Below are 25938 nucleotides of genomic sequence, written 5' to 3'. Positions count from 1 at the left end.
TGATCATGCCGATAATCCTCATTGGGTTGACCGGTTTGCCTCATCCGCCGGAAGGCGGCGGCGTCTGGTTTCAGGGTCGGTTCCTTCAATGTAATTCTGTGCGGCGCGGGCGACAGGCGCAGCCATAGCTGGCCCCATCTCCCGGCCACGCATCAAGTCCTGCTTCTTGGCCGCCATGTGCTGCAAATTGAGATTGTTTGCGCAGCCCGACGGCAGATACATCGGGTATTCACCCGTATCGGGCGTGATACAGGCATCGGGAACGAGCATGGCGGCCCGTTCACTGTCATACCCTTTTCTGACCACGCCCGGCCGCGAAGTGCCGCCAGCGTCGATATAGCTGTAGTTTGGCGAATAGGGCTGGATCTTGGTACCCATGCAGCCGGAAAGAGCCACCACACCGGTCAGAACCAACAGTTTGAGGCCAAAGCAATTGGGGGACATTGGTCGATTATTCAACATAGAAACCATACCCCTGATTGACGACCTTCCTGGACTTTTTGCGCGGCGACGAGATTGCACCCGACGGGCTGTCCAGCGGTGTTTTTAGATTGCGGGAGGATGTGGGCTCGACGAGATAGGGCGTGATCAAAATGACCAACTCCGTCTCGTTGCGCTGGAAACGCTTCGACTTGAACAATTCTCCGAGGATCGGCACATCACCGACGACCGGTGTCTTGTTGATCGATTGCGTTTCCTGGCGCTGGAACAGACCGGCAATGGCAAATGTCTGGCCGCTTCCGACTTCCACGGTGGTATCGGCACGCCTGATGCGCAGGGATGGCACAACCAGTCCGCCGATGGACACCACGCTATCCTGCGAAACGCTGCTGACTTCCGGCCTCACCTGCAAGGCAATGCGATCATTTGGCAGAAGTGTCGGTGTGAATTGCAAGGACACGCCGAACTGCTTGTACTCGATGCCGATCTGGTCGTTTCCTACCGGAATCGGAACCGGGATTTCACCACCGGCAAGAAAGCTTGCCGTTTGTCCCGTGACGGCGGTGATATTGGGTTCTGCAAGGATCGTCAGGACGCCATTGTCCTTCAATGCATCCAGAAGGACGCCGACATTGACGTTGCGGCTATTCACACCAATTGCAGTTGCACCATCCCGGCTGGCAACATTACCGCTTCTGACAAGACCAAAGGAGAACGAGCCGCTATTGACGACCGCACTCCAATCGACACCGTAGCGCGCAAGCTCATTGCGTGCCACTTCGGCAAACCGCACGCGGATATTGACCTGATTTGGACCCGAAATTGTTGTATTGTTGAGCGCGGGCTTGTCAGGTTTGGAATAGCTTTGAAGCACATTGTCCGTGTCCAGCGCCTCGCCCACATTGTTCGTCTGGCCTTTGCCGACATATTGCTCACCGAACAGGGTAATATCCACCGTGGAGGTCGGTTGCAGCACCTTGGCCGACTGCTGCGCTTCTTTTGGATTGCCGACAACACGTATCTGGACAGTCCCGCGCGTGCCCTGATCGGGGCTGAGCGCGATCAGATTGGTGTTGCCGATTTTCGTTCCATAAATATAGACCGCTCCAGGCGAGACGACCCGAACATCGGCAATGGTCGTATCGGCCAGAAATACCGATTCAACCGGCTGGTCGAAACGCAATATCTGTCCCTGTCCCATGCTGAGCTTGAGCACCTGTCCCGCAGTGGCATCCACTTTGACCTGAGCGGAAGCTGGATGCAGACAGGCAAGAAACGAAAAGAGCACAGCGAGCATAAATATGGGCGCTGGCAAACGTGCCGGCCGGATCCTTTTAAAGGAATTCAGTATGAGCATAGGGTAATTGTCCACCACATTCTGATGTTGCTGGTTACGGAAACTGACTGAACGCTTACTCATTTGCCCCTGCCCCGATCTGCCGCATCTGGCCGGAGGCCGGTAGCGAGATATAGCCAAGAGACTGCACACTGAATTCCGGCGAGATTTCCTGGTAGGAAAGAACCGGCAGATTGATATCGTTTCGTATCAGGAGATTTCTGATAGGACGGCGAATATCCATTGTTGTCAGCACTGTTCTGACGATATCCGTATCCCTGCCATTGAACCGGCTTTTCAGCTGCTCGATGATGGGACGGGATATATCTTCGGGAATATTGATCGAAGGGTTGCCCGGCCCCTGATTCACGCTGGCACGGACTGCATCTTCGGTTTCCCGCGTCAGCAGATAGGCAGAAACGATCCGGTTCATTTCCGAATGCCGGTGGCAAATCTGCCTTGCCAATCCGATACGCGCATACTCGGCCAGCACATAGGGGCTTTGGATCTGCGGCCCCCATTCGACGATGGCCTGCAGAATAACACGCAGATTGGTGATCGGGATATCCTCTTCAACCAGCCTGCGAAGAACCTCGGAGATTTTCTGCAGAGATGAAACGCCTACGGCTTCCTTGACCAGATCGCCGTAATCCTCCTCAACCTGCGACAGGAGAAAACGAACCTCCTGCACATCAATGAAGTCGGATGCATAACGGCGCACAGAGCGGGTCAGAACCTCCATCAAAACCGCAACGGGCTCATGGAATGTTATGCCGGCATCTTCCAATGTCTGCCTGTGGTTTTGCATAACCCATACGGAATCGTTCCGTCCAATAAGAACGGGGCGCACCTGATAGGGGATGGACATGAGTTCGAGATGAACTGTTTCATCCGTCACCAGAATCTGATCGATAAAGATTATTCCGTCCGTCACCGGAACGCCTTCAAGATCGATGCGGAACTGGTCAGGTTCCAGCGTCGGATCGGTGCGAATGCCGATCTGCGGAACACGCACACCGATATCGGTAAGGACGTTGGCGCGGACCTGTTCAATGTTCTCTTGCAATACCGGAAGCGCCGCAGTCTCCGCCAGATGCGAACCAAGGCAAAGGACCAGGCGCTGCGAACCGGGCAGAAGTCCTGTTTGCCCGTCTGCCAGTGTCAGTAGCGGCCTGGTTATATTGCCGATCTGAACGACATTGCCGGCATTGTCGTCATCGCTATCCTGGCCGCCAGCCCTCTTGTGCACGACATAGGCAAGTCCGCCTGCCAGTGCCGAGAGTGTCCAGAACACGAAGGTCGGGAACCCCGGAACGACGCCAAAGCCGAAAAGAATAACCGCCGCCAGGGCAAGAGCACGATGGTTTGCACCCAGCTGGCCAATGATCTCGCTGCCCAGATCCTCGTCCCGGTCAGAGGTTACCCGGGTCACCACCATGCCTGCGGCGACCGCCATCATCAGCGCCGGTATTTGCGAAATCAAACCATCGCCGACAGTCAGCAGCGAATAGGTATGCGCTGCCTCGCCGAACGGCAGGCCATGTTGCAATGTACCGATGGCAAGGCCGCCGATGAGATTGATCGCAATGATGATCAACCCGGCAACTGCGTCGCCTTTGACGAATTTCATGGCGCCGTCCATGGAGCCATAGAACTGGCTCTCGCGCTCGAGACCCTGACGCCTGCGCTTTGCCTCGGCCTGATCTATATCGCCGCTGCGCGCCTCGCTATCAATGCTCATCTGTTTGCCGGGCATGGCATCAAGAGCAAAGCGCGCACCGACTTCGGCCACGCGCTCGGCGCCTTTTGTAATCACGACAAACTGGGCAATGGTGATGATCAGGAAGACAACAAGACCGATCACGACCTCGCCGCCCACAACGAAATCACCAAAGGCGGCAACGATCTGGCCGGCATCGGCCTGAAGCAGAATCAAACGCGTCGTGGTAATCGAAAGCGAAAGACGAAAAAGCGTGCCAAGCAGGATAATTGACGGCAAAGCCGAAAACTGCACGGGCTTCGAGATATAGAAGGCCACAACAAAGATAAGCAGGCTGAAAGCGATGTTCATACCAATCAACATGTCGACAAGAAATGTCGGCAGCGGAATGATCATCATGATGATGGCAATCAGCATGAAAGCCGCAATGACAATGTCCGAGCGCCTGGAGGCCACCCGCGCAAAGCGATTGAGCGAGGCGAGAATATTCATGCCGACCGCCTTCGTTCTACATAATCCTGAAACGTCTCGCGGGCCCGGTCATGTTCGCCGCGAAGCCACTGCGCCCTGCTTTTGAGAAGGGAAAGACCAGGGGCAACTGTACCTTCAATATCTTCGATTCGATCAATGGCAGTCAGCGCGCGCGTGGCGGATTCGGTTTCGACAAAGACCGCCGCCAGGGATTTGAGGATTGACGTTTCATGCGGGGCAATCTTTGCGGCCAGCAGCAGAAACACCAATCCGCGTTCGGGCTGCCCCGCCCTGCAATAGAGATAACCGAGCCCATGAAGAAATTCGACACTGTCCCGGCGCTGCTGAGTCACTGGCCCAATGCCTGATTTTGCGCAAGACTGAGCCGTTCCTGCAATTCACGCCTGCTCTCTATCTCTTCCGTCAGCATTGATGCGGTGATGGCAGCGATTTCCTCGTCAATATCCAGCTCCGGCAGCAGATCATTGATGAGATAGTCCAGAATCTCCTGCGATCGCGCCAGATCGAACACGCCGGGATTTGCCAGTTTCGGCTTTCGCAGCCGTCCTATCTGGCCGATGAATGGTTCTTTGGCGCGCCGCGCTGCCTGCTCGGAGCGAGCCAGGGATGCGTCGAATGCTTTGGATTGTGCCTGCTCGACCCTCGTGGCATCGGGACGTGCGGAAACTGACCCGAGCTGCGCCCGAATCCGATCTTCCTGCCGACGAACGTCAAGTGCCATTCGCATCCCCCATCACTGCGTTTTGTCTCCACATACAAAAGACGCAGCAATTATTTATCCGGCGCATAAGTCCTTCCAAAAATCATTTACAATTCCTGGGGTTATGCGCATTCAGGCAGAACTCTAGAACGTCAGGACAAACTCTTCGCCCTGACGGGCCGCGGTCAGGCGTCCGTCACGAATGTCCTTGATGATCCAGCCATCTTCGAGCGCAGCTCCCTTATAGAGCCGCGTTCCATCTGAACTGATGGCGTAGGGCGCATCCCCGAACCACACAGCCTGCAAATTGAATTTGGGTTGCACTTTGGGCGCCATAGCCCCGACCATGCTGGTCAGCACATAGGTTCCGCCGTAGGTGCGATCGAACCAGTTCTGGATATTGGCCCAGGCCTTGTTCTCGTCTGCGGTCAACTCGCCCGACACTGTCAAACGCGTCCCGTCCGCATCAACTTTGAGACCGGAAAGGCCATTTTCTGCAAGTCTGGTCTTGAGCGACGCCGCCACCGGCTCATCAGCAGCAGGAGCATGAACGCTCTCGATAACTTGACCATGTTTGGCCGAAAGATGGGCAACAGCAGCATTGTTCGAACCAAGGAAATCACCGACCCCTGCCTGGACGGCAGCAATCGTCAAAAGCGTCAGCGCGCCGCCGCCAATGGCGATCCAGCTGGCTCTTGGCATTTTCCGCAATGCATCGCCTTCAGGCACGGGTGAGGACAGTTCGATCGTTGCGCCACCGATCTGAAATTCGAAAGGCAAGGGAGAACGCACGCCATGGCCAGCCGGCACAAGCGTGTCATCATCAATGACGACATCGCCGTCAATGGCCTCGATCAGTACATTCGAACCTTGAAGCTGGAGCGTCATGTGATGAGCACCGACATCGCGGTCGCTAAGCGTCAGGTCACAATCTGCCGCTGATCCCAGGCGATAGGCATTGCCTTCCAGCGGGAGCAGTACGCCATCATGAACACCCGCCGTTACCCGGAGTAACAATGCTGGTTTTGGTTCTTGAAATCGAACAATGGAGCCCATGACGTTTGCCTCGTTTGTAAAGTATTTGAAGTATTCGCATGCGTCTTTACATCGGGCTCAAACTGGCAAAAGGCGCCCGACCGGCAATAGAAATTTGCGCAGATGACACATTTGCCACCTGCGCAAATTTTAAAAATCAGTTGTTTGGACGCTGCTTGGCAGCATCAAGTGCGACCTTCTTTTCAGTCGTGATTTCGGTGATTTTTGCGGACTTTTCGATCGCCTTGTCAAAAGCTGCTTCCATCTTTCCGATTGAAGCATCCGAGCCCGTCGCTCCACCAACACCTTGAACAGCCATGCTATTTCTCCTTGAGATTGACACTCATCTATAGAAATCCAAACCGAATTATACTGTCTCGGCGCCAGCCGGGGCATAAGACTAAGCGAACTGGCTAGTAATCGGTGATAGTATGAAAAAATAGAGAAGGCAATTTAACAAAGTTCAGTTCATATTACAAAACGTAACGATAGTTGATCTCGGAATCGTATCAGTACAATTTTTTGCACCGCAAGATCAAAACTAATTCAAAATTTGAACTATTTGCAATACATGGTGTTACTACTGACAAAAAATGTCAGTAGGGTCAAACTACATTTAGTTTATAGTTGCGTTGCATCTGATTCATTGCTGTTATAGAGGTAAATGTGACACTTCGCATTAGAGGGTGCTTTCGCATGACTTTTCCGATGACCGTTGGGCATATGCGAAGGCTCGTTGTGTCGATTGCCACAGCAGGCCTCGTTTTTACGTCCTGCGGTTTGGCATTTGCAGCGGCACCCGAATGGTTCGGCAAGCGATATTCCTATGTACTGATCAATCAGGATATTCGCGACGCGCTGAAAGAATTTGGCCGCAACCTCGGTGTTCCCGTTGCGCTTTCGGACAAGATACGCGGTCAGGTGCGAGGTGAAGTGCGCGCCGATACAGCCGGCGCTTTCCTGACACGCCTGGCCGAAGCAAACGGATTGATCTGGTACTATGACGGATCAATACTTCACATGAATTCCAACGAAGAATTCGCCACCCAGATTATCGACCTTGGCCGGGCAAATGGCGGGATGGTTGTTGATGAGGTTCAGCGTCTTGATCTCATGGATGATCGCTTCTCCATCAAGTCCACCCCGAACGCCCCGGCGCTGCGCGTTTCCGGCCCTCCCGCTTTTATCGCCATGGTTCAGCAGGTCGTTTCGACAGTTCAGCCACCACCCCAAGCCACAGCGGACGATCCTCGCGTACGCGTGTTCCGCGGCGGACAGAAAAACGAAGTCGTAGAAGAAGTTGCCCAATCCGAACCGCGAAATACAGGACAGAACAGCGCGCGCCGACAAATATCAGCGGGTGCCGAACAGCAGACAGGAGAGCAGTAATGGCTACCCCACAGATTTCCAATGTTACGCAGCAGCCAGCCAATCAGCCGACACCTTCGGAACAACAGCAGCAATTTGAAGAAGCGCTGAATCAAGCTGTGATGAGTGGCGGCACCTCGCTGATCGGCCAGGAAATGATGAAAATCGCCAATGAAATGTTGAATGAAGCCATGTCCGAGGACGAATGAGCCCTATCGCTGAAAGTCCGGATCAGATGGAGAATTTGTTATGACAGCAGTCTCGGCAGCCGTAGCCGCAACAGTGCCGGCAGATGCGACAGCGACCCAATCTGTCGCTTCGCAAAATCTTTTCGAGCATATGTCCCGCAATATCCAGACGCTGCCACAGGGTGCAAGTCCGGCCGACCTCGGGCGCTCACTGGTTGAGGACCTGAAAGGGTTTGTCGAGCGCAGCGGGAAATTCGTCAATCGCACAAATGAAACGGATAAGGGCACCTCGCTGCAATCCTTCACCAGCACGGGAAGCAATGGCGAAAAATCCGCCAAGGTGGAAGGCGATGCCATTGCCCGTGTCGTACAGGAATTGGGCACTGTGTTCGATCATTCGATTGAAACACAGATGGTCGTGCGTGGAACAACGCAAATAACAGGCGCAGCAAATACACTTGTCAAAGGTCAGTAAGCTTCGCATGGAGATTAGCCCGGTACAACGATGCCTGATCGTGGCGATGACTTGTCTCGCCCTGCAGGCATGTAAAGAGGATCTTTATACCAATCTCGAAGAGCGGGAGGCTAATGCCATGGTTGCCGCCCTGCTCCAGAAGGGCATCCCCGCAGGCCGCGTTCTGCAAAAGAATGGCAAGCTTTCTGTGACGGTCGATGAAGACCAGTTCGCGCAGGCAGTTTCAGTTCTCAACGAGGCCGGTCTCCCCAAAACGCAATTTGCGACGATGGGCAGCGTCTTTAAACAGGAAGGACTCGTCGCCTCTCCTGTCCAGGAAAGAGCGCAGATGATCTTTGCGCTGAGCGAGGAACTATCCCGCACTGTGTCGGAGATTGATGGAGTTGTTTCCGCCCGGGTCCATGTGGTTCTGCCGGATAATGATCCGCTGCAACGCAATGCAGTTCCCGCTTCAGCCTCGGTTTTTATCCGGCACGAACCCAATCTGGATATCAATACGCTGATACCGCAGATCAAAACCCTTGTGGCAAATGGTATTGCCGGACTTACCTATGAAAAAGTGTCCGTCATACCTGTGGTCGCAATGACAAGTCCCACTATAGGCACCAATACTGAACTCACATCATTCCTCGGCATATGGATGCTCCCGGCCAGCGCCGCGAAAGCCAAATGGCTTTTCGGTCTCTTGCTCATCGCGGTCCTCGGTCTTGGCGGAGCGCTCGGCTACCTGTTCTGGCAAAAGAAGCGCAGACGGGTCTATCCGCTTGTACCTGTGGGACCCGCCAAGTGAGCGAGGGTCTGGGTTCGGCCAACGAAGCAGCAAGCGCTCCATCCGGACAGCCGGATTGGAACAGTCTTATTTCAACTCCCGCGAAGCTCGTCCACCCAGAGCGTATTGTCGCCTGCTATGACGGTGTGATTTCATCAGACGTAGCGGCGCAACTTCAGGCATCGAGAAGGGTACAGAGGCAGCTGACATCACTGCTGATGGATCGTTTCGCATTGCCGGAATTGCCAGCGCCGATGAGCATTGACCCGGCTGACGTTCATCTGATTTCTATCCGGGCCGATCAAATTGCGGCTTTGATCCCTCTTGCCGGTGCAGTCTTATGGGCACAATTTCTGGCCAGCGAAATCCGCACCAATGAGGTAACCGAGATAAAGCGGCGCATCGGTGAGGTCGCGTTTCAGGCAGCGCTTGCCAACCGCGATCTGGCAGGCAACCTGCCTTCCCCGGACAGCCTCGATGCTTTGGAAGCCAATCTTGAGGCCGATGGTTATCGATGCCTTGCGAGCTGGCATGCAGCACTGCCGGCGGCGATCGGCGCATGGGCCCGCCTGAAACATGCCAATGACCGTTCTCTCATCCCATTTCCGGACGCAAAACAGCGTGCCCTTGGCGCAGCGATCATGCGAAGGCTTGCGGTAAATCCAGACTCTTCACCCGCACAAGAGGCAGTGTGATGAGCCAGTTGCCGACGATGCCCGGATCAAAGATTATTCGCGAGCAGGATGTTAAGCACTGGATCGACGGCTTTGCTTTTGTCGAAGCGACCAGAGCCGAAGCTATTGCCCAGATGGAAAAGATCCATGGGATTCAAGAGACAAGCCGCAAGGAGGGTTATCAGGCGGGATTCCAGCAAGGGGCGCTTGAGGCTTCGGCCTTGCTGACGACAACAACTGCCCGCGTCAATGATTATGTTGCCGGGCTTGACCGGCAGCTTGTTGACCTCAGCCTTTCCATCATCTCAAGGATTTTCGGCAAGTTCGACGATGCGGAACTGGTTGCAAAACTTGCACAACATGCATTGCAGGGATTTCAACGTGAGCGGGACATCACGATAACTGTCGCTCCGGACATTGCCGAAGACGTAGCCCGGCGGATCGCCTCTGACTATGTCAATCCTTCGCTGAACATCACGGTTCTTCCCGACCCCCGTTTGAGCGGCACCAAATGTGTGCTTTCAAATGCGATAGCAGTTGTTGATGCGGGACTGGAAACGCAACTTGCCGCCATTCGTGAGGCCCTTGTCGCACCCCGGCGACAGGAGGGAGCGGCGGAATGAAACGAGAGTTCAATCCGCCCGATCTCAGCCAACTCATGGGCCGGCTGCAGGACAGCGCGGCCAAGGCTGATACGCGCCCTGTCCGGGGCCGTATTCGCAAGATTACCGGCATTATCGTGCATGCAACGGTTTCGATGGTGCGCATTGGTGAATATTGCCATCTGCGTGACCCCGTGTCGGGAAAAATCGTCCCCGCCGAAGTGGTTGGCTTTCATGACGAGGAGGCCGTTCTCACGCCAATCGGCGATCTCGACGGCATGTCGACACGGGCGGAGGTGATACCCACCGGCCATACATTGCAGATTCCGGTAGGACCGGAATTGCTGGGCTGCGTTCTCAATCCGCTTGGTGAAGTTCTCAGCCGCACGGGCCTGCCCACAGCCCTGCATACCGGCACTTATTATCCCACGCACAATGTTCCTCTCCAGCCATTGCAACGCGACCTAATCCAATATCCGCTGCAGCTGGGTGTGAAGGCTATTGATGGTCTTCTTACAGTGGCACGCGGGCAGCGCATCGGCATATTCGGTGAAGCTGGCGTCGGTAAATCATCGCTGCTTTCCAGCATTGTACGCGGCACACAGGCAGACGTTATCGTGATCGCGCTGATCGGCGAACGCGGACGCGAGGTGCGGGAATTTATCGATATTCAGCTCGGCGAAGAAGGCCGGAAACGTTCCGTTGTTGTTGTTGCAACCTCTGATCGTCCTGCCATCGAGCGGGTCAAAGCAGCCTATGGCGCCACGGCAATCGCTGAATATTTCAGAGATCAGGGCCAGCATGTGTTGCTGCTGATGGACAGCGTGACCCGCTTTGCCCGTGCGCAGCGCGAGATCGGCCTTGCGGCAGGCGAGCCACCGACGCGGCGAGGTTTTCCGCCTTCCCTGTTTGCAGCATTACCGCGCTTGCTTGAGCGCGCCGGGCCGGGCCTTGGTGGATCCATTACCGGCCTTTATACGGTGCTCACCGAAGGCGACGGAACACTTGATCCTGTGGCCGAAGAAACAAAGGCTATTCTTGACGGACATATTGTTCTGAGCAGTGAACTTGCCCAACGCAATCATTTTCCTGCCATTGATGTTTTGCGAAGCCGCAGCCGCCTGATGGATGCGGTTGCCAGTAAAACCCACCGTGCCAACGCAGCACAAGTCCGCGATCTCATGGCGCGCTATGAAGATATAGAACTGCTGTTGCGCGTCGGGGAATATAAGCGCGGAGCAGACCCGCGCTCGGACGCAGCGCTGGACCGCCATGCGCAGATCGAGCAATTTCTCCGGCAAGGCAGCGACGAACATTTCGGACTTGCCGAGACTGAACTGCAATTGCAGGGACTTCTCGCATGAGCCAGGAAAAGAACCTGAAAAAGCTCATGGAGCTGCGCAAATTGCGCACAAGACTTGCCGAAGAGGCCTCCATTCGTCAGCAAAATGCCGAGAGAACTGCATCAATGGCCGTGGACGCGGCAGCAGAGCGCATCATCCAGAATGATGAAAGTCGCCTCAGCCGCGAAACGGCAATGTATGACCAAATGTCCGGCGGTTTGCTCGGCCGTCAGGCACTTGATGATTATCAGGACGCTCTGTCCGCATTGACCTATCAGGCTGCCCATCTCCAGCAGATGGAGGCGCAGGCAAAGGTCAAACTGGTTGAAGAAGCAGATAAAGCCCGCGAAAAAGCCGCCGAACATCTTTCCAGGCTCCGGCAGCATGACAAGCTCGAGCTTCTTCTCGAGAAACAGGGCGTCAAAAAGGACAAACGGGCCGGTTTGATGACGGAACTGGAGGATGAGGACCAGCAGAGGCCCGCATCATCAGTTCACAAGGGACTTTGAGGATGAACATGCTCGCAGAGACGCAAACATTCTCAAAAACCCGGCCCCTGGACGCAAAGGAGCCCCTTGACTGGCTACCTTCAGTCAACCCGGATCATATTGCCATTTTGAATATGTTTCCGAGGAAGCCCATTTCCGTACAGTTGACCAGGAGCGGGCCTGAAATCGGCATGTATCTGGCCGACAATGCTTCGCTCCTTCTCAATCCAGTTACGGTGCCGGTCGCCATAGGGCCATGGGCCTGTAAACTGGTATTGTCGGCAGGCACGCTTGAGCGTCTTGTTCAGGGATTCGGCATCACCAAAATGATCGCCGGTCTTGAGCCACGCCAGCGTACCATCCTGATCGAACATGTTCTTTCGGAACAATTGGACCGGCTTGAGGAGATTATCGGATATCCCATTCGTTTCGGCGATCAGGAGGAGGTCGCGGATTACGACATCATCTTGCCGTGGGTTCTCGATTTCGACGATTACCCGCGTAATGCTGAATTGCACCTGACGCGTGATTCCGCAAAGCTTCTTGGCAGTGCGATCAAGCAAACTCATGCTCCCGAGGCGACGGAACTGCTGTCGCGTATCGAATTTCCGGTGCAGCTTTGCGCCGGAACGCAGGTCCTGACGATGGCAGAATTGCGCGGTCTTAAAGCCGGTGATGTGATCCTGCGCAGGGAATCATCGGAGGCCGATCCCATCGCCATTCTTTCGGGACGGTTCACTGCTTCAATTACACCGGACGGACAGACACACAGACTTACCAGCGGGTGGAGCCTGCCCGCAAAGAATGGGGAGACTTCCACCATGTCGCAATCTTATACCAACCCTTCCGGATCGGCAGGATTCGAACAAGTTGACGACCTCCCGGTAGAGCTGGCCTTTGAAATCGGTCGCTGCGAACTGCCTTTGAGTGAAATTCGCAAGCTCGGTGAAGGCAGTGTCCTGCCCGCTGCCGCCAGCACTTCAAATGCCGTGAACATATTGGCCAATGGCCGTCTGGTTGGCAGCGGCGAACTGGTGAAGATCGGCGCTGGACTGGGCGTAAGGGTCGTCCGGCTTGGGTGAGTATCAGACCAATCTCATACCGATCATCATTGTTGTCTCGGTTATCGGGCTGATCCCGCTTGCCGTGGTGACAATGACGGGGTTTCTCAAGATCTCCATCGTGCTGTTTCTCATTCGCAACGCCTTGGGTATCCAGCAATCGCCACCCAATCTGGTCCTGTACGGCATTGCGCTGATCCTGACCGTATATGTAACGACGCCGCTCGTGGGCGAGATGTATCGCATTCTGGAAGCCCAGCAGGTCGACACGCAATCAATGGATAGTATGAGGGCCGCCGCAGAAGCCCTGCGACCGCCCTTGCAAGCTCATCTTTCCAAGTTCACCAATGAAAACGAGCGTCAGTTCTTCCTGCAGGCAACCGAGAATGTGTGGTCGCCTGAAGCGCGCGCTGACCTCAAGCCGGACAGTCTGCTTGTGCTCATTCCGGCGTTCGTAAGCTCGGAACTCACTCGCGCATTCGAGATCGGCTTCCTGCTTTATCTGCCGTTTCTGGTCATCGATCTGATCGTCTCGAACGTGTTGATGGCGATGGGCATGATGATGGTGTCGCCGACCCTGATCTCGATACCTTTGAAGATCTTTCTCTTTGTGGCAGTCGATGGCTGGTCCCGCCTGATGCATGGTCTCATACTAAGTTATGGAGGCACGTAGCTGTGGGTCAGACCGCTTTTCTTGCACAGATGCAGAATGCGCTTTTGACGGTTCTGCTTGCTTCGGCACCAGCATTGGGGATCGCCATTATCATTGGCATCAGTGTGGGCCTGATACAGGCGCTGACACAGATTCAGGATCAGACATTGCCACAGGCGGTGAAACTTGTTGCCGTCATGCTTACCCTCATTGTGCTTGGGCCGACACTTGCCGTGCAGGTCGCCAATCTGGCAAGTCATGTGCTTGACAGTTTTCCGGCAATGACGCGTTAGCGGAATATGGACGCTATCTCCAGCACATCGTCCTTCCTTGCCCTCGCCTATCCCTTGCTCGTTGCAATGGCCATAAGCGTTGCCCGCGCGCTGGGCATGATCATGGTCACGCCCGCCTTCATCCGGCTGGGACTGACTGGAATGATCCGCTCCAGCGTTGCGGTGGCGATCTGTATTCCGGCTGTCCCCGGGGTGCTGAATGGAATTCTTGCCGAAGGGCAGCTCGGCAGCCTGCTTATTACCGGTCTGCTCGTTAAAGAACTGATTGTCGGCATGATCATCGGCATCGCCTTCGGCATCCCGTTCTGGGGCGCAGAGGTTGCAGGCGATCTGGTCGATTTGCAACGTGGCTCGACATCGGCACAGTTGATCGACCCTTTGCAAGTGAGCGAAACCAGCATTGCCGGAACCCTTCTTGTCTTTGCCCTGCTCGCGCTGTTCTTTATGTCAGGCGGGTTTCTGCTGCTCGTCGATGGCTTCTATAAAAGCTATGAATTGTGGCCCGCGGTCAAATTCGCCCCGGTGATCAACGTGAATGCCATTCCCGCCCTGCTCGGGGTTCTGGACCGCATCATGCAAATCGCTGTCATTTTGATTGCACCTATCGTTCTTGCCCTGCTCTTGACTGATTTGATGCTGGCCTATCTTTCGCGCATGTCGCCGCAGCTGCATGTTTTCGATCTGTCGCTTGCCATCAAGAACCTGCTTTTTGCCGTGCTGATGGTGCTCTACATTTCCTATCTGGTGCCCTACATGATGTCAGAGTTAAAGGACCTCCGGGGAACCTCGGACATCATGCGTTCGCTCGTGGATGGCGTACCCCAAAAAGCACCCTGAGGCTCATAGCCTCAGGCCACGGATATGCCAAGCTGCCGGAGGGTGGCATCAATCTGCGCTACGGATTGAGGGCTCGCATCACCGTCATTGATCTTGTCGGCAAGACTTGGAAGCGTCACCGCTGCTTTGCCTGAGGCGCTTTGTGTGCGGTGATTGAGCTTTTGCGGATCAGTGTAGTTTGCATCCCCTTCCGCGGTGGCGGGAAAGCGGGAAACGTCCCCATTCAGACCATCAAGCGTATGATGCAGATTATCACGCAGTGTAGCGAGCTTGTCTTGCGGTATGGCATTGAGCCAGTTGACGAAGCTTTGAAGGTCTGCGGGCTGATCAAGCTTGTAGCCCTTCAGCTCTGCATATTTCACAAGCAATGGAACAGGACTGAACCCTTCGCCGCTCTGATCAACCAGTGTCTTCGCGGTTTCTTGCGATAATTGGGCGTGCTGCAAAAACCGCATGGAGGTGTCTGTCATATAGATATTCGACTGGCGGGTATTCGTAAGAAGCATCTGGCCAATGACCGCAGCTCCTACAATGACCAGACCAACCGGGCCTGCCATAGATCCAGTCCCGAAAGCGGCGAGTATACCACCTGCACCAGCAGCGGCCTGCAGCGTACCCATCTGCCAGTCACCACCCATATAGGAGCGCGTCGCCAGCACCAGATCGAAGCTTGCACCAACCGACCCCAACCACTTTGCGGCGGTCGTGCTGCTGCTGCCGAAATGCTTCACGGCCATTGAATCCGGGTTGATCTGCTGAAAGCCATTGAGCAATTCGATCGTGCGCTGCCCCACACCGGCAGCATCGATGAAGACCTTGAACTTCATCAATGGGTCCTCACCCGTTCGACTCAATGTCGAGGCCAACCCCACGCCCACGGCGGCCAGTCCAATCAAGCGCAACATCTGGCCGGGAACTGTCGTATTCTTGAACGACTTCATGCCATCATTTGTGTCAGTCAACCTGGCGTCGAGGTTTTTCAACTTCTGGACCATTTGGGCTTCAGTATCACCCGCTGCCGGAAGTGCTTCCTCGACTGCGCTCAGTGCTTTCTTGAATTCATCGTCGGGTATGCCAAGCAATTTAGCAGCAGGAGAATTGTGCAAAGAGGCTATGCCAGCCTTGGCTCGCTCAATGCTGGCAGGGTCGTTCGGATTGAGATTCCCGAATGACGGCAAGACCGTCCGGCGCACGATCTGCGTCATTGCTTCTTCTGCAAGTTTCCGGCCACGATCCGTCAAGCGTGCCTGATGGGATAACAGGGAAACAACAGCAGGTTTATCCAGTAGCGCCGGATCATTCTTCAGCGCGACCTGCATAGCCATGACTGATTTGTCGTCGGAAAGGATTTCCTTGATTTTTTCATCGGCAGCGCCCTGTTGAGCAGACAGCTCCGGCGGCAGATTTCCCAATTGGCTTATCTGATTGAGAAGTTGATTGCCCTTTGCGGCAACATCATTTTCCAGCGCCAGCTTCTGATCTGTCCAGCGCTGACCCTTCTCCGCTTCATAATCCGTAATAGCTTTCTCAAGCTGTTCCGGCGTCATTATGGCGCCGTGATTTGCGATCAGCCATTGGAGCTCCTGCATATGGGCGGAGTATTTGTCGACACTGCCATTCACAGAACCTTTGGAGAATTCAACGACACTCGGGAGGATCGTGTTCTCCAGATAGGCACTTGAGGGAGACGTCGCAGCTCGTTCAATCGGAAAATCAAGGCCTGAGCCTGAAATGATCGCCATACGCATCGATGTGGGGTTTCCAACATCCATGTCTATAAAGTGGTCGATGACGATCTGGCCTTTTGGCGTGTCACCGATTCGACCAAGAATCATATTGAGATTTTGCTGCCCCTCCAGGCCAATGAGGTCACCACCAATCTTCTCCTGCTTGCGTGCGTTTGCAGCCTCTATCGTCGGCAAAGCATCAAGCATCAATTGCGCTGCCAGCTGTGGATCCGCATTTTTGGTCAAGGCTTCCAGTTTGCGCATGGATTCCGCGCTATCGCCTTGATCGCTGATCGCCTTTTCAGGATCATAATCCTTGAGCCTCTCTGTCGCCCAAGTCGCAGCATTGCTTATGAGCCCTTTGGCATCGGCATTGCCGTCAATTGCAGCCTGCACTTCTGCCGGCGCTTTGCCATAGGCGGCATTTAACGCATTGAACGCTTCATCCGGTTTGCCCGCAGCCTTCGCATCGTCAATAATCCGCCGTGCCTGGGACTCGATTTCGGGTCCATTATGGGTCGAAGGACGCAGTGTTATGCCAAGCTCTTTGGCCGTGTTTTCCAGCGCGACTTGCGACGGTCCCGCATCGGTCCAGTCGTGATCGTAAAGCGCCTGAAGGGATTTGGTGCGCTCGCCTTCCGGAATGTCTTGAAGATAGTCCTTTACATCCGCTGCAATATTTGCGGTTCCGGCCTTATAGTCAGTGTTTGGATTATCGGAATATTGCAGCTTGTTGCCTGTCGCATAGATTTCCTTTGCAAAGGCTTCCTGAGGATCGGCGATCAACTGCCTCTCTGTGGCAGCGGCTTCTATCGCGCTCAGCGCCGGACTTGCATCCTGCCAATCGCTTTTGTTTCCAATGAGCCTGGAAACGGCGGCCTGCCGTTCAGCTGCCGGAAGCCCATCGAGATAGGCCCCTACATCCTGCTGTATGCCTTTGGTTTCACCAGGAAAATCGGTCTTGGATGGATCATCTGCATATTGAAGATTATTTCCGCGCTCATAAAGCTCGTTCTTGAAAGCAGCCTCGCCCGCCGGTACGCCCTTGCTGTCCTTGACAGTGTCCGCAGCCAGATCCGGCGCAATATGAGGAATAATGATGATGTCATTCGGATTGACCAAATCGACTTGATTGTCGTGAAGTCCCTTGTTTGCCTCAACTACGTCGCCAAACCGCACATTGTTATCCTTGGCGATTTCCCAAAGACTATCACCCGGCTGAACCACGATCAGCTTTTCTTTATCGGGGTCGAATGAGCTTGGCCCGCCTGCCTGCGCACGTTCGCGCACAGCCTGCCTGATTTGCTCCACGAAGAGTTGCTGTTGTTGCGTAGAGGTCAGCGGTATCTTGTTGCCATTGGCATCAAAGCGGTTCTTACCATCTACATCTATACGAAAAGACATCGCGTTCTCCTGCCTGATCGGGAAATCGGAATGTTGCTGCTACGCGAAAGAACGCGTGGGACTCACCGGCAACGGCAGGAGAAACATGGAAGATGTGCCTCACAGTTTTATGACATAGGGCAAATTAGAATTGACGGCCTGACAAAATATATTTGCCAATCAGACAGGTTCTCGTCATCATTCCAACAGCAGAGGTAAGACGTTCAGCCATAACTATCCAGAAAGGACGGTTTCTTGGTTCAGTCCATCAACAATGCGGGATCGCAGCAGGCGCTCGAAAGCAATTGGAATGATGAAAATGCCATGCGAAAATTCGAACGCGCGGCGGACGGTGCCACACGCCAACGCAAACACGAAATTCTCGACGACAAGCAAAGGCCAAATTCGGTAGAGCTGGGTGCCAGTTCGAAATCAATCGATCAGAAACCTCTTGCCGCTCCACCCCAGACTTCGTTGCGGCCTGACAAATCTTCATCGGTGGACATCCGTTCCAACATAGCACCCGCCATACAGAACGCGGAAGCCAAACCGGCCCCATCCGCCAAGTCGCGATACGTCGCAGCGGCCGTCTTAACGGCGCTCATTGCCATCATCGCCTGCGTGATTTATCTCGCGTAAGAATTCGACCTCAATGCAATATCTGGCTCAAGAATAATTTGCTTCGCTCGTTTTGAGGATTGTCGAAGAATTCGAGCGGTTTGCCCTCTTCAACGATCCGTCCGCGATCCATGAATATGACACGGTCTGCGACCTGTTTGGCAAATCCCATCTCATGGGTGACGCAGACCATCGTCATTCCTTCTTTTGCAAGAGAGACCATTGTATCGAGCACTTCCTTGACCATCTCCGGATCGAGCGCCGATGTTGGCTCGTCGAAGAGCATGACCTTCGGCGTCATGCAGAGCGCGCGGGCAATCGCAACTCGCTGCTGTTGTCCACCTGAAAGCTGTGCCGGAAACTTGCCTGCCTGTTCAGGGATACGCACCCGATCCAGAAAATGCATCGCGGTTTCGATGGCCTGTTTCTTTGGAATTTTACGCACCCACATGGGAGCAAGGATGCAGTTTTGCAGGATCGTCAAATGCGGGAAAAGATTGAAATGCTGGAAGACCATGCCGACTTCGCGGCGGACTTCGTCAATCTGGTCCTCATCTTCAGTCAGCTCTATTCCGCCAACAACAATCTTTCCTTGCTCATGCGATTCAAGACGGTTGATGCAGCGGATAAGCGTCGACTTGCCTGAGCCGGAAGGGCCGCAGATCACGACTTTCTCCTGTGGCGCTATGACGAGATTTATATCGTCCAGCGCATGGAAACTGCCGAACCATTTGTGGACGCCATTCAGTTCAATTTCACCGGCGGAAACTATGGGTGGTGTCATGGCATTTCCTTCAAAAGAGGACATCAGCGTTTCAGTGACCTGCCGAAGCGCTCTTCGATACGGGCTTGGATAATCTCCAGGCCAATGGACAGGAGCCAATAGATCATCGACGCTGTGATCAGCATCTCAATGTGACGGAACTCTTTCTGACCCATTGTGCGAGCGAGATACATGATCTCCCAAACACCGACGACCGATACAAGCGAGGAGTCTTTCAACATTGCGATAAACTGGTTGCCCGTTGGTGGAATGATTACGCGCATGGCTTGCGGTAGAATGACCAGAAACATCGTGTGGTTGGGTCGCAGTCCGAGCGCTGTTGCGCCTTCGCTTTGTCCGCGTGGGATACTCTCGATACCGGCGCGGAAAATCTCTGTCATATAGGCACCATAACACAGCGACAACGCCAGAATGCCCGCCGGAATAGCGCCGATGACATAGCCGACCTGGGGCAGACCCAGATAGATAATGTAAATCTGCATCAACAGCGGCAAACCGCGAAACAGAGAGGTGTAGAAACTGGCAAGGCCATAGACGACGCCGTTTTTCGAAAGTTTGGCGATCGCTCCGATAAGTGCAATCACGGTGGCGATGAATATTGAAATGACCGAGATATAGAGCGTCGTCACGACACCTTGCGTGATGAGAAAGCCGATCTTTTTGGCAATGAAAGAGAAACTCAGATTAAAGGAGTAGAAAAATAAAAGCAGCAAACAAAACAACTCTGCCCAAACGGCACCGATTTGATAGGTGCGCGGCAAAAGTCCAAGGAGCTTCCAGTTAACGGCTATCAGCAACGCGAAAATGATTGCGGCAACGGCACGCGTGGTTTGGGGTGACGCTTCCATGCCCGGAAGAAGCGAGGGGAATATGCTGCCAACCCAAGCTCCACCGACGCCCATCCAGTAGAGCAGCACGGCAACCACCAGAATGGCGAGGGCAGCGCCGACACGTTTCACGGCTTTCGGGTGTGACAGGATGAGCGTGGCAATCATATCAATTCCCCCAATTCAAAAACAGTAATTTTACGCGTGACGTTCCCGCCACCAATCCTGTGCCTGCAGTTTCCAATAGGTCAGCTGCGCAACGGAAAGCCCTGCCAGTCCACCGGCCCAAACAAGGCCAAATGGCTGGAAAAGCCTGTAACGCTCCGATTGTCCAAGCACTGCTTCCGCAATCACCTTGCCGCCCATGGCAGTGGTATTCAGCCCATGGCCGCCAAAGGCGGTGCAGTACCAGACGCCCTGTTGCAACTGACCGATCTGGGGCATCAAATGACGTGCATATGACATCAGGCCCGACCAGGATATTTCGGTTTTCAGTTCGGCAAGTTGCGGATAGGTGCCGACCATTTCCCTACGGAGCTCCGCAGCAACGGCGGCAGAGGATGCCGCTCTGGTCGTGATGCGCCCACCCCAGAGCAGGCGTTTGCCGCCTTCGACAACGCGGTAATAGTCCCCTGCTCTGCGATTATCGCCAACTGCATCTGTCGTCTGGATAGCTGTCCGGATCAGGTCCGGTGCCTCTTCGGACAGCATGACATAGGTAGCAATGGGAAGATAACTGCGCTTGAGCTTGCCGATCAGCCCGGATGTATAGCCGCCGGTCGTGATGACGACATTTCGCGCTTTAACCTTACCCATATCAGTGCTGACAACCTTCTCCGGCTTGGAAAATTCAGTTGAGCTTGCAGTACTGGATTCAAAGATTCTGCCTCCCAGGCGCTCGATTTCCCGTGCCAGGGCGCGCAGGTAATTGAGGGGATGCATATGGAAGGCCTGCGGGTCCCGCAATGCCTGAAAATATCGCTCCGAGCGGAGTTTCGCCTGCACCTGTTCTCGGCTCATATATTCAACTGGATAGTCGAAGGTCCGGTGGAGATATTCGACTCGCTGCTTCATCGCCTGTTCGTCGCTATAGCGCAGGACACTCATGATCCCATTAACGGGCGCAGCGGATGCAATATTCAATTCGTTTATGGTGTCGCGAACAAACCGCACACCTTCAATGGAAAGCCCATGCAATTTCTTTGCATTTTCGGCTCCTGCCGCCCGTGCGATCGCTTCCCCGTCATTGGCAAAACCGGGACTGACGAAGCCGCCGTTCCGGCCCGATGCACCCCACCCGATACGTTGTGCTTCAAGAACGACAACGGCCTGCCCCGCGCGGGCGAGTTGCAGCGCGGTCGTCAGACCAGCCAGCCCCCCGCCGATAATGCAGGTGTCGCACTCGACAGTTCCGGACAAGGCAGAAAAGGATTTATCATCGGCGATGGTGCGTCGATAAAAAGTATCGATATAGTTCATTGGATTCTCATTGCTCGAAGAAGCAGAGGGGCAACGCCGCCTTTCGGCGGCGCGCAGCTTACGCAGCCTTAGTTGGCGCTATAATCCTTGCCGTACCATTTGGTCGTCAGGGTCGCGAGCGTACCGTCAGCACGCATGGCAGTGATGATTTCGCCAACCTTTGCTGTCCATTCCGGATCACCTTTTTCTGCAATAACCACGAGTGGTTCGCGGAAAGCATAGCCACCTTCAAGAATCCGGACGGGATAGCCGTTCTTCACTGCGTTCTGCGCTGTCTGTTCCGGCGCAATGACAGCATCAAGACGCACGCCGTCACCGAGGCGCAAATCGTCAAATGGCAGCATGGAATCGGCAAAGGTGCGAATTTCGCCCGGTTCGATCTTGTATTCGACAGGTGGCAATCCTGGCGCGTCAATCTCCAGCTGGCGGCGGATAAAATCTTCGGAGGTCGTCGCGGTCTCAACGCCGATTACCTTGCCGTTCAGATCATCGACGGACTTCGCCTTGCTGTCCTTGTGCACCACATAGACATAGGGGCTGTAATAATAGACCGATGCGAAATCGATAACCTGCGCACGCGCTTTGGTTGGCGTCACTGAACCCACGCCGACATCATAGCGTCCCTGCCAGCGTCCGCCGGTCAAAGTTGCCCAATCCGGCGTCTGAAACGAGACTTCCACACCAAGACGCTTGCCGATTTCTTTGGCCATATCGATATCGAAACCGACCATTTCATTGTTATCGTCAAGATAGCTCTGTGGCGGCCAGCTGCTGTTGGTAGCGACGACCATAGCCTTCTTTTCCATAACGCGGTCAAGCGTTGTGCCAGCCTGAGCGGCGGTGGATGTTGCCAGAACCAAGGCTCCAAAGATCATGCTTTTAAGAACGTTGTTCACACTATTCCTCCTTAGGTAATCGAGCTGTCCTGTCCCCGTATTTATTATTATGTAAGACAGCGGGAGGGAGAATGTGCGCCCCTTATCCAGCGTAAGCAATAGGTGTTGCCCAGCCAGTTGCCGGTGCAGCATCGAAACTTATTGCAATTTCGTTATAGGGTCATGCCCTCACCACATCGGGCGGGCAATTTCTTCCAAGCATAGCTCAAATGTGATGCAGACAGGGTTATCACCACGCTCCAGAAAGCCGCGCGTAATGGTTCCATGGGTATCAACCATTGCGATTTCCAGCCGGGTCGCAGCGGCGCCCTCGCTCACAATTCCCTCAAGAACAAACACTTCCGTGGCAATGTCATCGACAATGCTCCCACCCAGATAGCGGGCACCGATCAGACTTCCAACGCTGCCACGAACCAATGCATGTTCGATGCCATGCTTGCGGCATATGGCTTCCAAGGATTCAATAATGTCCTCATTAGGAGCAATACGGGCAAACACCATGCGCGGCCCCTGTTGGTCCGTTTTCAGTTCATCCAACGGTACGGGATGAAACAGCGTAAAGCCGGTTTCTTCGTCAGGCTCGGACACCATTGCGATACTATCAACAGCCCAAGCCGTGGCACGGATCGGCTGACTGACAATTGTCTCGTGCGGAAGGATGTGGCCCGCATTGCGACTGCCATCCGCCTCGTTCCAGATCGCGTGACAATGAATGAATGGTGCGCCATCGCGTTCGCCAAAGGTGACATTGCCGCGCTCGAGTTGCGTTTCACCCATCGGCGAATATTGACCGCTATACCATGCCGCATGAACACCATCGGTCGATAGAGCCGGCATCAGATAGTGAAGCGGGGCAAATGAGCCATCCTCAATGACCAGCGCCGCTGCCCGGATATTTTCTGCAAGCAATGGACGCGCAATCGCGTCGTTGATGCTGAGGCCAGGGGCAAGAGTGAACTCTAACTTATGGCCCTTGCCCTCGAAGCTTTCGAACCGCTGCGCTGCAACCGGACCCGGTTGTATCAGACTGCGATCAGACACCCGCAACCGCCGAACAGCTTTGCCCGCCATCAACGGGGAGGCAGACGCCGGTGATAAACCGTGCTTCGTCGGATGCGAGAAAGACCGCCGCATTGGCCACGTCAAAAGCCGTTCCCATATGGCCCATGGGCACAAGCCGGTTTCTCTCATTGACCATATCTTCAACGGAAGCGTAATTGCCTGAAATCTGTTTATAGATCAGGGGCGTATCTATCAGTCCCGGCATTATGCAGTTGGCCCGAATTCCATGTTTTGCATATTGCATGGCGAGTGCCACTGTAGCCTGATTGACTGCGCCCTTGGCCGTATAATAGGCGAAATAGGGATATCCAGTCCAACGTATCCCGGCCAATGACGAGATATTGATGATCGCGCCGGATTTCCTCGCCATCATATGGGGCAGGACAGCCTTTGCCGTACGGAAAACCGAGCCGACATTAATATCGAGTGATGCCCGGAAAGCCTCTTCGCCGAGCTCTTCCGGACCGCCTGCCGTCACCACGCCGACATTGTTATGAAGGATATCAATCCTGCCATATTGCCGAATGGCTGTATCGACGACTGCGTTTATAGAACTGGTATCTGTGACATCAACCGCAATTGCGATGCCCGCCAGCCCTTCGCCCGAAATGATTTCGGCCGTTTCCTTCGCAGAATCAAAGCTCAAATCGGCACATAAAACCGTGGCGCCCTCGCGGGCATAGGCCAGAGCCGTGGCTTTGCCATTGCTCCAACCCTCGCCTGATGAACCCGCGCCAAAAACAATCGCGATCTTGTCTTTCAGTCTGTCTGCCATCAAAGAAATCCAATCGAAATCCAAGGTATGGCTGCAACCAGAATAGTCCCGATCACAAGCGCGGCAAGGTAACCCCAGATCGGTCTCATGCCCTCATCCGGATTGACGCGGCCAATGGCGCAAGCGGCATAATAGCCAACACCAAATGGCGGCGCGAAAAGGCCAATGCCCATGGCGAGAATAACCACCATTGCATAATGGACCTCGTGCACGCCAACCTGTTGCGCAATGGGAAACAGCAGCGGGCCGAAAAGGACGATTGCAGGAATACCTTCAAGCACACTGCCAAGGATGATGAAGGCGACAATCGAAACCGCCAGAAATGTTATGGGACCGCCGGGCAATGCGCTCATGACTGCAGCGAGGTCACGCGAGAAACCTGACTGCGTCAAGGCCCAGGCCATGGCCGTTGCCGCGCCGATGATAAGAAGGATCGCGCCTGACAATGACGCCGTATCGACGAGCATCGGCTTCAGGCGCTTCCAGTCGAACTGCCGGTAAATCAGCAGGCCCGCCAGAACAGCATAGACAATGCCGATGGTGGATACTTCTGTCGCCGTCGCCACGCCCTCCACGACAGCCGCGCGGATGATGAATGGCAAGGCCAGAGCCGGCAACGCAATCAGGAACGCGCGGCCAATCTGGCTGCCCGTTGCCTTGGTTACGTGGGAAAGGTCCTCATTGCGGTAGCGATGCCGGACGACAAAGCACAGCATGATGGCAAGCACCACCCCGGGCAGCAATCCCCCAGTAAACAATGCGGCAATTGAAACGCCAGTCACTGAGCCAATTGTGATCAGCACAAGACTTGGCGGTACGGTTTCGGTTTGAGCTCCCGTTGCAGAAAGAAGCGCAACAAGCTCACCCGGTTTTGCGCCGCGTGCTTTCATTTCCGGGAACAGAACGGGCGCAACAGCAGCCATATCAGCCGCCTTCGCACCGGAAATGCCGGAGACGAGATACATGGCACCGATGAGCACATAGGATAATCCACCCCGCACGTGCCCAAGCAGGCTGGCGAGAAACTGCACCATTGCCCGCGCCATGCCGGTCATTTCGATGAGCACGCCCAAAAAAACGAAGAGCGGAACCGCGAGCAAAATGAGATGCGACATGCCTTCGTCCATGCGCCCTACGACAACCAGCATCGGGACACTTGTCGTCAAAGACAGATAGCCAAATGTCGCCAAACCAAAGGAGAAGGCAATCGGCACACCGCTTAATACAAGCGCAGCGACAATCCCGACGAAGAATATCAGCAGATTGAGATTACCAAGGGTCTTCAAGGATGGACCAAGCAGCCACAAGACCAAAGCAATAGCACCGATGAGAACCACGGCGGTAAAGACATTGCGCAGATTGGAAACCTGAAAAAGCTTGATCAGTGATGAAACAATCATAAGGGCTGCACCAACCGGCAGTGCAGCCGCCCGCCATGCATTGGCAATCTCCAGCGCAGGCGTGGTTATATAGGTTTCTTCATGGGCATAATCATAGGCCGGGTAAATGATCAACAGAAGGAACGCCAGCGCACCGACCACCGCAACCACGTCGAAAAATGCGCGCCTTGCCGGGTTCATCATGCCAACCAGCGCAGTCATGCGCATATGCTCGCCGCGCCGGAAAGCTACCACTGCACCGAGCATGGCAAGCCAAAGAAACAGGATCGACGCCAGCTCGTCTGACCAGATCAAAGGGCGATGCAAAACATAACGCGCGACGATGCCTGCGAAGAGAATGACCACTTCGGCAACCACCAGGACAGCCACCGGATATTCGACCAGATGGCCGAGAAGCCGGTCACATTTTGAGAGAAAAGATTGGTCGCCGCGTTGTGCAGGAGATAGAATACTCTCCTCGCCTGCAGCGACCGCGCCTTCGGTTATTTTGATTCCGGCCATCGTCTGCGGCTC

Annotated in this window: 28 protein-coding genes; 13 read left to right on the top strand and 15 right to left on the bottom strand. The window is 54.6% G+C overall.

Annotated features, from left to right (window positions below):
* Positions 1 to 18: 18 nt before the first annotated feature.
* The 7 genes from V9K92_RS05010 to V9K92_RS04980 all read right to left on the bottom strand — a co-directional run bounded on the left by V9K92_RS05010 (position 19) and on the right by V9K92_RS04980 (position 6043).
* Positions 19 to 462 (bottom strand): hypothetical protein, encoded by a 444-nt coding sequence (locus V9K92_RS05010; RefSeq protein WP_337353438.1) that lies wholly within the window; start codon positions 460 to 462, stop codon positions 19 to 21.
* Complete coding sequence (locus V9K92_RS05005) at positions 452 to 1861, bottom strand: type II and III secretion system protein family protein (protein ID WP_337353437.1); 1410 nt, start codon at positions 1859 to 1861, stop codon at positions 452 to 454. Before V9K92_RS05005 ends, V9K92_RS05010 begins: the two co-directional genes overlap by 11 nt.
* Positions 1854 to 3989 (bottom strand): type III secretion system export apparatus subunit SctV, encoded by a 2136-nt coding sequence (sctV, locus tag V9K92_RS05000; protein WP_337353436.1) that lies wholly within the window; start codon positions 3987 to 3989, stop codon positions 1854 to 1856. The genes V9K92_RS05005 and sctV overlap by 8 nt, the downstream gene beginning before the upstream one ends.
* Positions 3986 to 4321 carry a type III secretion protein gene (locus tag V9K92_RS04995; RefSeq protein WP_336441485.1) on the bottom strand — a complete coding sequence of 112 codons (336 nt, stop codon included), beginning with the start codon at positions 4319 to 4321 and terminating at the stop codon, positions 3986 to 3988. Before V9K92_RS04995 ends, sctV begins: the two co-directional genes overlap by 4 nt.
* Positions 4318 to 4710, bottom strand: coding sequence for a hypothetical protein (locus tag V9K92_RS04990; protein ID WP_307277453.1), 393 nt, complete (start codon positions 4708 to 4710; stop codon positions 4318 to 4320). Before V9K92_RS04990 ends, V9K92_RS04995 begins: the two co-directional genes overlap by 4 nt.
* Positions 4711 to 4833: 123 nt before the next feature.
* The gene (locus tag V9K92_RS04985) at positions 4834 to 5745 is read right to left on the bottom strand and encodes a SctD/MshK family protein (RefSeq protein ID WP_337353435.1); all 912 of its coding nucleotides are present in this window, start codon (positions 5743 to 5745) and stop codon (positions 4834 to 4836) included.
* A 136-nt stretch (positions 5746 to 5881) separates the two neighbouring features.
* On the bottom strand, positions 5882 to 6043 hold the full coding sequence (locus V9K92_RS04980; RefSeq protein WP_307277448.1) for a hypothetical protein: 162 nt from the start codon (positions 6041 to 6043) through the stop codon (positions 5882 to 5884).
* 377 nt (positions 6044 to 6420) lie between these two features.
* Here V9K92_RS04980 and V9K92_RS04975 point away from each other — a divergent pair, with 377 nt between their 5' ends.
* From V9K92_RS04975 to sctT, 12 genes are read left to right on the top strand one after another with little or no spacing between them, the layout of a single operon-like run.
* A complete protein-coding gene (locus V9K92_RS04975) occupies positions 6421 to 7113 on the top strand; it encodes a type III secretion protein (RefSeq protein WP_115055049.1) in 693 nt (230 codons plus the stop codon).
* Positions 7113 to 7301, top strand: a complete 189-nt coding sequence (locus tag V9K92_RS04970) for a hypothetical protein (RefSeq protein WP_115055048.1) — start codon at positions 7113 to 7115, stop codon at positions 7299 to 7301. Before V9K92_RS04975 ends, V9K92_RS04970 begins: the two co-directional genes overlap by 1 nt.
* Before the next feature lie 40 nt (positions 7302 to 7341).
* Positions 7342 to 7755 carry a hypothetical protein gene (locus V9K92_RS04965; RefSeq protein ID WP_115055047.1) on the top strand — a complete coding sequence of 138 codons (414 nt, stop codon included), beginning with the start codon at positions 7342 to 7344 and terminating at the stop codon, positions 7753 to 7755.
* Positions 7739 to 8545: a type III secretion system inner membrane ring lipoprotein SctJ gene (gene sctJ, locus V9K92_RS04960; RefSeq protein WP_337353434.1), complete on the top strand. Its 807-nt coding sequence runs from the start codon at positions 7739 to 7741 to the stop codon at positions 8543 to 8545. The genes V9K92_RS04965 and sctJ overlap by 17 nt, the downstream gene beginning before the upstream one ends.
* Positions 8542 to 9219: a type III secretion protein gene (locus tag V9K92_RS04955; protein ID WP_337353433.1), complete on the top strand. Its 678-nt coding sequence runs from the start codon at positions 8542 to 8544 to the stop codon at positions 9217 to 9219. The genes sctJ and V9K92_RS04955 overlap by 4 nt, the downstream gene beginning before the upstream one ends.
* Positions 9219 to 9821, top strand: coding sequence for a FliH/SctL family protein (locus V9K92_RS04950; protein WP_115055044.1), 603 nt, complete (start codon positions 9219 to 9221; stop codon positions 9819 to 9821). Before V9K92_RS04955 ends, V9K92_RS04950 begins: the two co-directional genes overlap by 1 nt.
* Positions 9818 to 11164, top strand: coding sequence for a FliI/YscN family ATPase (locus V9K92_RS04945; protein ID WP_115055043.1), 1347 nt, complete (start codon positions 9818 to 9820; stop codon positions 11162 to 11164). The genes V9K92_RS04950 and V9K92_RS04945 overlap by 4 nt, the downstream gene beginning before the upstream one ends.
* On the top strand, positions 11161 to 11652 hold the full coding sequence (gene sctO, locus V9K92_RS04940) for a type III secretion system stalk subunit SctO (RefSeq protein WP_336441480.1): 492 nt from the start codon (positions 11161 to 11163) through the stop codon (positions 11650 to 11652). Before V9K92_RS04945 ends, sctO begins: the two co-directional genes overlap by 4 nt.
* A gap of 2 nt (positions 11653 to 11654) precedes the next feature.
* A complete protein-coding gene (gene sctQ / locus V9K92_RS04935) occupies positions 11655 to 12713 on the top strand; it encodes a type III secretion system cytoplasmic ring protein SctQ (protein ID WP_337353432.1) in 1059 nt (352 codons plus the stop codon).
* A complete protein-coding gene (sctR, locus tag V9K92_RS04930) occupies positions 12706 to 13365 on the top strand; it encodes a type III secretion system export apparatus subunit SctR (RefSeq protein ID WP_115055040.1) in 660 nt (219 codons plus the stop codon). Before sctQ ends, sctR begins: the two co-directional genes overlap by 8 nt.
* A gap of 2 nt (positions 13366 to 13367) precedes the next feature.
* On the top strand, positions 13368 to 13637 hold the full coding sequence (locus V9K92_RS04925; RefSeq protein ID WP_115055039.1) for an EscS/YscS/HrcS family type III secretion system export apparatus protein: 270 nt from the start codon (positions 13368 to 13370) through the stop codon (positions 13635 to 13637).
* 6 nt (positions 13638 to 13643) lie between these two features.
* Complete coding sequence (gene sctT, locus V9K92_RS04920; protein ID WP_115055038.1) at positions 13644 to 14474, top strand: type III secretion system export apparatus subunit SctT; 831 nt, start codon at positions 13644 to 13646, stop codon at positions 14472 to 14474.
* 11 nt (positions 14475 to 14485) lie between these two features.
* On the opposite strand, the gene V9K92_RS04915 is transcribed toward sctT, so the two are convergent.
* Positions 14486 to 17605: a LysM peptidoglycan-binding domain-containing protein gene (locus V9K92_RS04915; RefSeq protein WP_337353431.1), complete on the bottom strand. Its 3120-nt coding sequence runs from the start codon at positions 17603 to 17605 to the stop codon at positions 14486 to 14488.
* A gap of 234 nt (positions 17606 to 17839) precedes the next feature.
* On the opposite strand from V9K92_RS04915, the gene V9K92_RS04910 reads away from it, so the two are divergent.
* Positions 17840 to 18223: a hypothetical protein gene (locus V9K92_RS04910; protein WP_337353430.1), complete on the top strand. Its 384-nt coding sequence runs from the start codon at positions 17840 to 17842 to the stop codon at positions 18221 to 18223.
* Positions 18224 to 18233: 10 nt separating this feature from the next.
* Here the strand turns inward: V9K92_RS04910 and V9K92_RS04905 are convergent, their stop codons facing one another.
* The 7 genes from V9K92_RS04905 to V9K92_RS04875 form a co-directional block, all read right to left on the bottom strand.
* Positions 18234 to 18986, bottom strand: coding sequence for an amino acid ABC transporter ATP-binding protein (locus tag V9K92_RS04905; protein ID WP_337353429.1), 753 nt, complete (start codon positions 18984 to 18986; stop codon positions 18234 to 18236).
* Between the two features lie 23 nt (positions 18987 to 19009).
* Positions 19010 to 19981: an ABC transporter permease subunit gene (locus V9K92_RS04900; RefSeq protein ID WP_115055035.1), complete on the bottom strand. Its 972-nt coding sequence runs from the start codon at positions 19979 to 19981 to the stop codon at positions 19010 to 19012.
* A 30-nt stretch (positions 19982 to 20011) separates the two neighbouring features.
* Complete coding sequence (locus tag V9K92_RS04895) at positions 20012 to 21292, bottom strand: NAD(P)/FAD-dependent oxidoreductase (RefSeq protein WP_337353428.1); 1281 nt, start codon at positions 21290 to 21292, stop codon at positions 20012 to 20014.
* A 68-nt stretch (positions 21293 to 21360) separates the two neighbouring features.
* Positions 21361 to 22167: a transporter substrate-binding domain-containing protein gene (locus V9K92_RS04890; RefSeq protein ID WP_115055033.1), complete on the bottom strand. Its 807-nt coding sequence runs from the start codon at positions 22165 to 22167 to the stop codon at positions 21361 to 21363.
* Positions 22168 to 22356: 189 nt separating this feature from the next.
* Positions 22357 to 23229, bottom strand: a complete 873-nt coding sequence (locus V9K92_RS04885; protein ID WP_337353427.1) for a PCC domain-containing protein — start codon at positions 23227 to 23229, stop codon at positions 22357 to 22359.
* On the bottom strand, positions 23222 to 24025 hold the full coding sequence (locus V9K92_RS04880; protein WP_307277404.1) for an SDR family NAD(P)-dependent oxidoreductase: 804 nt from the start codon (positions 24023 to 24025) through the stop codon (positions 23222 to 23224). Before V9K92_RS04880 ends, V9K92_RS04885 begins: the two co-directional genes overlap by 8 nt.
* On the bottom strand, positions 24025 to 25926 hold the full coding sequence (locus V9K92_RS04875; protein ID WP_115055030.1) for a TRAP transporter large permease subunit: 1902 nt from the start codon (positions 25924 to 25926) through the stop codon (positions 24025 to 24027). The genes V9K92_RS04880 and V9K92_RS04875 overlap by 1 nt, the downstream gene beginning before the upstream one ends.
* Between the last annotated feature and the right edge of the window lie 12 nt (positions 25927 to 25938).

The organism is Phyllobacterium sp. CCNWLW109 (assembly GCF_037203905.1).
In the GTDB taxonomy this organism is placed as follows: Bacteria; Pseudomonadota; Alphaproteobacteria; order Rhizobiales; family Rhizobiaceae; genus Phyllobacterium; species Phyllobacterium ifriqiyense.
The sequence above is the reverse complement of the archived record's forward strand: the minus strand, read 5'-3'. Positions and strand labels throughout refer to the sequence as shown.